Source organism: Kitasatospora sp. NPDC004799 (assembly GCF_040609095.1).
Classification (GTDB): Bacteria; Actinomycetota; Actinomycetes; order Streptomycetales; family Streptomycetaceae; genus Kitasatospora.
Window position 1 is genome coordinate 1 of the sequence record NZ_JBEXJK010000519.1, and the last position, 5127, is coordinate 5127.

Here is a 5127-nt window from a genome sequence, read left to right on the forward strand (position 1 = left end):
GCCACGATCTCGCCGTCCTTCGGCTCGACCTTCCGGACGATCTCGGACAGCCAGCGGGCGATCTTGGTGGTGTCGGCGGCGGGGGACGCGCCCCCGGGTGCGCCGAGGCGTGTCCGCGGCGCCGTCGGGACGGTGCGCCGGGTTGACGCCGGGCGAGGGCCGCCGGGCCGTCCGGCGGCGCCCCGGCCGGGGCGGGAAACCCGTCGGAGGCACGGGGACCGCCGGGGCGAACGGATGTTCCTGGAGTTTGCGGGGCCATGGGGGCGGACCGGGCGAGATTCACCCTATCGGGGGGTAGTGGGCCTGCGTACGCGCTCCGCCGGGTTCTGGTGATCTAGGGTTCCGGATGGGCCGCCGGGAGACGGTGGCCGCACTTCGCGAAATTCGCCAACGCCCCCACCAGTATGCGGATCTGATGATCCGTCATGACATGCGCTCAGGGCGGGCTGTGATGCCCCTGGACGCGTGACCCGATCACAGGAATGGAGAGCCCTGCCGATGACCGTGGACACGAGCCCGGAGGCAGTGCAGGCCAAGCAGCAGAGCCTTGCGACGGCTGCTGCCCGGAACCTTGCCACCACGACCAAGTCCGCACCGCAGATGCAGGAGATCACCTCCCGCTGGCTGCTCAAGGTGCTCCCCTGGGTCCAGGCGGCCGGTGGCGCCTACCGCGTCAACCGTCGGCTCACCTACGCCGTCGGCAACGGGGTGGTGGAGTTCGTCAAGACCGGTTCCCAGGTCCGGGTGATCCCGGGCGAGCTGGGCGAGTTGGCCCTGCTGCGCGGCTACGAGGACGAGGAGGTCCTCACCGCCCTGGCCGACCGCTGCCAGCAGCGGGACTTCGGCCCCGGCGAGGTGCTCACCACCCAGGGCGACGCCGCCGACAAGATCTTCCTGATCGCGCACGGCAAGGTCAACAAGATCGGCACCGGCAAGTACGGTGACGAGACCGTGGTCGGCGTGGCCGGCGACGGCGACCGCTTCGGCGAGGACGCGCTGCTGAACCCCGACGCCGTCTGGGAGTTCACCGCCAAGACCGCCACCGCCGGTGTCGCCCTGACGCTGAGCCGGGCGGACTTCGCCGCGATCCGGGACAACGCGCCCAGCCTTCAGGAGCACCTCCAGGCCTTCCTGGCCCTGCCGCTCCAGGCGCAGAACGAGCGCGGCGAGGCCGAGATCGCCATGTCGGCCGGCCATCACGGCGAGTACGAGCTGCCCGGCGCCTTCGTGGACTACGAGCTCAAGCCGCGCGAGTACGAGCTGAGCGTCGCGCAGACCGTCCTGAAGGTCCACACCCGCGTCGCGGACCTGTACAACCAGCCGATGAACCAGACCGAGCACCAGCTGCGGCTGACGATCGAGGCCCTGCGCGAGCGCCAGGAGCACGAGATCGTCAACAACCCGGAGTTCGGCCTGCTCAACAACGCCGACTTCGACCAGCGCATCCAGACCCACTCCGGCCCGCCCACCCCGGACGACCTGGACGAGCTGCTCAACCGCCGCCGCGACCCCGACTACCTGCTCGCCCACCCGCGGACCATCGCCGCGATCGGCCGGGAGTTCAACGCCCGCGGGCTCTACCCCACCCACGTCGACCTCGGCGGGCAGCAGGTGCCGGCCTGGCGCGGGGTGCCGATCCTGCCGTGCAACAAGATCCCGATCACCAAGGAGAACACGAGCTCGATCATCGTGATCCGTACCGGTGAGGACAACCAGGGCGTCATCGGCCTGCACCAGACCGGCATCCCGGACGAGTACCAGCCGTCGCTCTCGGTCCGCTTCATGGGCATCGACGAGAAGGCGATCATCTCCTACCTGGTCAGCGCCTACTACTCGGCCGCCATCCTGGTGCCGGACGCGGTCGGCGTGCTGGAGAACGTGGAGATCGCGCACACCCGCCACTGAGCGGGCGGAACGGCGAGCGCGGGCCGTAACCGGTCGGCTCGAAGATCGTTTGACCTGACGGCGGACGGTCCGCCCCCGAGGGCGGGCCGTCCGCCTGACCGTGTCTGATCACTTCTGGTCGTACCCGGTGGAACTCCTGCCAGGGTTGCGACCGGATTCGACCTATCCGCCTGTTCTGCTCCTTCTGTCCGTTCCCTTTCCCCGTTCCTTCGCGGCCGGTCGGCCCGAGCCCGTCCCGTCCTCCCCGGACGACCCGAGAGGTGTGTGGAGCCCATGCCCGAGCGCCGGCAGATCCGCCGGATACCGACCGGTGGCGGGGGAGCGGCCCCCGGACGGCGGGTACGGCTGTTCGGTGCGGCGGCCGGGGTGGTCGCGATCTGCGCGCTGGCCGGCGGCGCGACCGCGTCCGGCGCCGGGAACGCGGGCGGGTACCCGCACGGCCCGGTGGTGGACATCTGCGTCTGCACCGAGACCGACACCTCGACGTCGGTGCGGCCGGGCGGGCAGGTGACCGTCGGCGTGGACGTGGACCTCCAGGTCAGCGTCGCGCCGAGCTTCGGGCCGGGGCACCCGGGGCCCAAGCCGCCGCACTGGCACCACCCCTGCCACCCGCCCAAGCCGACCCCGAAGCCCACGGCGACGCCCACTCCGAAGCCCACGGTGAAGCCGACGCCCAAGCCCACGGGGAAGCCCACCGCACCTCCGATCCCTTCGCCGCCCTTCGCGTCACCGTCCTTCCCCACGCCGCCCTTCTCCTCGCCCGCGCGTCCGGCGGGGCTGCGGGGCGGGACCGGGCTGCCGGTCGGGGGGCAGAGCGGGCCCGCGCAGGTCGGGCCGGGCCACGGCGGTGACGACCACGGCGGCGACGACCACGACGACGGGTACGACGACGGGTACGGCGACGGCTGGTACGACGGCCACGGCTGGCACCACCACCATCACCACCACCCGCACCCCTGTCCCAGCCCCAGCCCGAAGCCCACCCCCACGCCCACGCCGTCGCCGACCCCTACACCCACGCCCACGCCCACGCCCACCGCGACTCCTACGCCCACCCCGACTCCCACCCCGACTCCGACTCCTACACCGACTCCGACTCCTACACCGACGCCGAGCCCCACCCCGAGCCCGACCCCCACCCCGACGCCGTCACCGACCGTGCCGTCCCCCAGCCCGACGCCGGTTCCGACCCCGGCGCCCGCGTCACCCGCGCCCCCGGCGTCACCGGCCCCCGCACCGCCACCGGCGCCCGCTCCGGCCGCACCCGCTCCCGCGGCGCCCGCCCCCGCACCGGCCGTACCCGTCCCGGCCCCGCCGGCCCCCGCGCCCGCGGCCCCGAGTCCGGCCGCGCCCAGCCCGGCGGCCCCCAGCCCCGCGGCCTCGCCGAGCCCGGCGCGCCCGAGCCCGCTGTGGCCGACCCCGTCGGCGCGACCGGTGTTCCACGCCCCGGCGGCGAAGCCCGCGCCCATCGCCCGGCACCACCAGGGCATCTCGATGACCACCACGATGCTGCTGATCATGGTCCCCGCCGTGATCGCCGCGGCGGCCCTGCGACCGGGCCACGGCGGCCGGGGACGCGGTGGCCGCGCGGGTTCGTCCTGACCGTCCCCTGACGGCCCGCCGCCCGGCCCCGGACGGCGGTCCGTCGGGAAGGACCGGGCGGGCTCCGTCCGAACAGGGCCGGACCGGGACGGGGTCCGCTCCGCCCTCGACCTTTCCGTATTCCGTCACAAGCCAAGCCAGAGAAGGGAGTTCCCATGTCCGAGTGGGTGGCGTTGATCATCGCCATGGCGTCGGCCTGTGCCGTCGTGGTGGCGGTGGTGGTGCTCAGGCAGCACCGGCCGATCGAGGAGAGCACCGACGAGACCCCGGACGTCATCGAGTACATCACGATGATGATCGGGGTGGTCTACGCGATCGTCCTCGGTCTCGCCATCGCGGGTGTCTGGGAGGCGCGCGGCGCCGCACAGGACGACCTGTTCCGCGAGGCGCAGTCGCTGCGCGAGGTGAGCGACCGCGCGGTGGTCTACCCGGTGGAGTTCCGGGACCAGGTCCGGGCCGACGTGGACGCCTACGTCTCGTACGTGGTGAACACCGAGTGGGACTACATGAAGAAGAACGGCGAGATCACCGAGAAGGGCGACCAGCTGCTCCAGAAGCTCCAGAACGACGTCGCCACCCGGCCGCCCGCCTCCGACCTGGAGTCGCAGTCCTACCAGCCGATCATGGACCGGATCAGCCAGACCTCCGAGGCCCGTGACTCGCGCGGGCAGAACGCCGGGCCGACCATGCCCGGCGTGGTCTGGCTCGGCCTGATCGGCGGTGCGGTGGTGACCGTCGGCATGCTGTTCGCGCTCCAGATCCGGCGTACGCCGAGGGAGTTGACCCTGGCGCTCTGCTTCAGCGTGCTGATCGCCTTCCTGCTGTTCATGATCTGGGACTTCGACAACCCGTTCTCCCGGAGCGTGTCGGTGACCACCCAGCCGTTCGAGGACCTCTTCCCCTCGCTCAACCTCGGCGGCTGAGCGGACGGGTGGGCCGGTGGCCGCTGGACGGATCCGGGCAGATGATCTTCGGATAATCTTGCCCGGATCGTCGGGGGCCGGTCCCCGGCGGAGCGAACGAGGGGATCGTCAGCAGTGTCCGACCCGACGCCGGATCTCGGCGCCCACTTCCCGCCGGCCCGCCCGGAGCGCGCCTGGTGGTGGCTGCCCGCCTCGGAGCGGACCCGCCGGACCAAGCAGCGCCGGGCCTGGGAGGCGTACCGGGAGCGCTACCGCAAGGAGGAGGACCGCAAGGCCAAGCGGCGCAAGCACCTGCGGAACGAGGGGTTGGACTGCTGCGGCGACGGCTGCTGCGAGCTCGCCGACCCCTGCATGATCGCCCTGATCCCGGTGATGATGGCCTCCGGCGTCCGCTTCGCCCTCACCGGAGGGCGCGGGCACCGGACGGCCGACCCCTCCGCCCCGGCCCCGCGCGGGTTCGCGGCCGGGGTGCTGTACGGCGCGGTCCGCTACTACCGCACCGAGGTCAGCCCCCGCCGTCCGGCCTGCTGCCCGTACACGCCCTCCTGCTCGACCTATGCGGTGCAGGCGCTGCACCGGCACGGGGCGCTGCGCGGGGCCCGGCTGACGGCCGGACGGCTGCTGCGCTGCCGCCCGGGCAGGGGCGGGGCGGACCCGGTGCCGCCGCGCTGAGCCGCGGACGGCCGGGGGCGCGAAC

Annotated in this window: 4 protein-coding genes; all 4 read left to right on the forward strand. The window is 73.0% G+C overall.

Annotated elements, in window-relative coordinates:
* The first annotated feature begins 498 nt into the window (after positions 1 to 498).
* The 4 genes from ABZW03_RS36945 (at position 499) to yidD (ending at position 5102) form a co-directional block, all read left to right on the forward strand.
* Positions 499 to 1905: a family 2B encapsulin nanocompartment shell protein gene (locus tag ABZW03_RS36945; RefSeq protein WP_355268669.1), complete on the forward strand. Its 1407-nt coding sequence runs from the start codon at positions 499 to 501 to the stop codon at positions 1903 to 1905.
* A gap of 273 nt (positions 1906 to 2178) precedes the next feature.
* Positions 2179 to 3507: a hypothetical protein gene (locus ABZW03_RS36950; protein WP_355268671.1), complete on the forward strand. Its 1329-nt coding sequence runs from the start codon at positions 2179 to 2181 to the stop codon at positions 3505 to 3507.
* 155 nt (positions 3508 to 3662) lie between these two features.
* Positions 3663 to 4430, forward strand: coding sequence for a hypothetical protein (locus tag ABZW03_RS36955; protein ID WP_355268673.1), 768 nt, complete (start codon positions 3663 to 3665; stop codon positions 4428 to 4430).
* A 114-nt stretch (positions 4431 to 4544) separates the two neighbouring features.
* Positions 4545 to 5102: a membrane protein insertion efficiency factor YidD gene (yidD, locus tag ABZW03_RS36960; RefSeq protein WP_355268674.1), complete on the forward strand. Its 558-nt coding sequence runs from the start codon at positions 4545 to 4547 to the stop codon at positions 5100 to 5102.
* The last annotated feature ends 25 nt before the right edge of the window (positions 5103 to 5127 follow it).

What these genes read in the sequence shown, in the direction of transcription:
- ABZW03_RS36955 (WP_355268673.1), top strand. Translation starts at nt 3,663, where the DNA reads ATGTCCGAGTGGGTGGCGTTGATCATCGCCATGGCGTCGGCCTGTGCC.
- ABZW03_RS36945 (WP_355268669.1), top strand. Translation starts at nt 499, where the DNA reads ATGACCGTGGACACGAGCCCGGAGGCAGTGCAGGCCAAGCAGCAGAGC.
- ABZW03_RS36950 (WP_355268671.1), top strand. Translation starts at nt 2,179, where the DNA reads ATGCCCGAGCGCCGGCAGATCCGCCGGATACCGACCGGTGGCGGGGGA.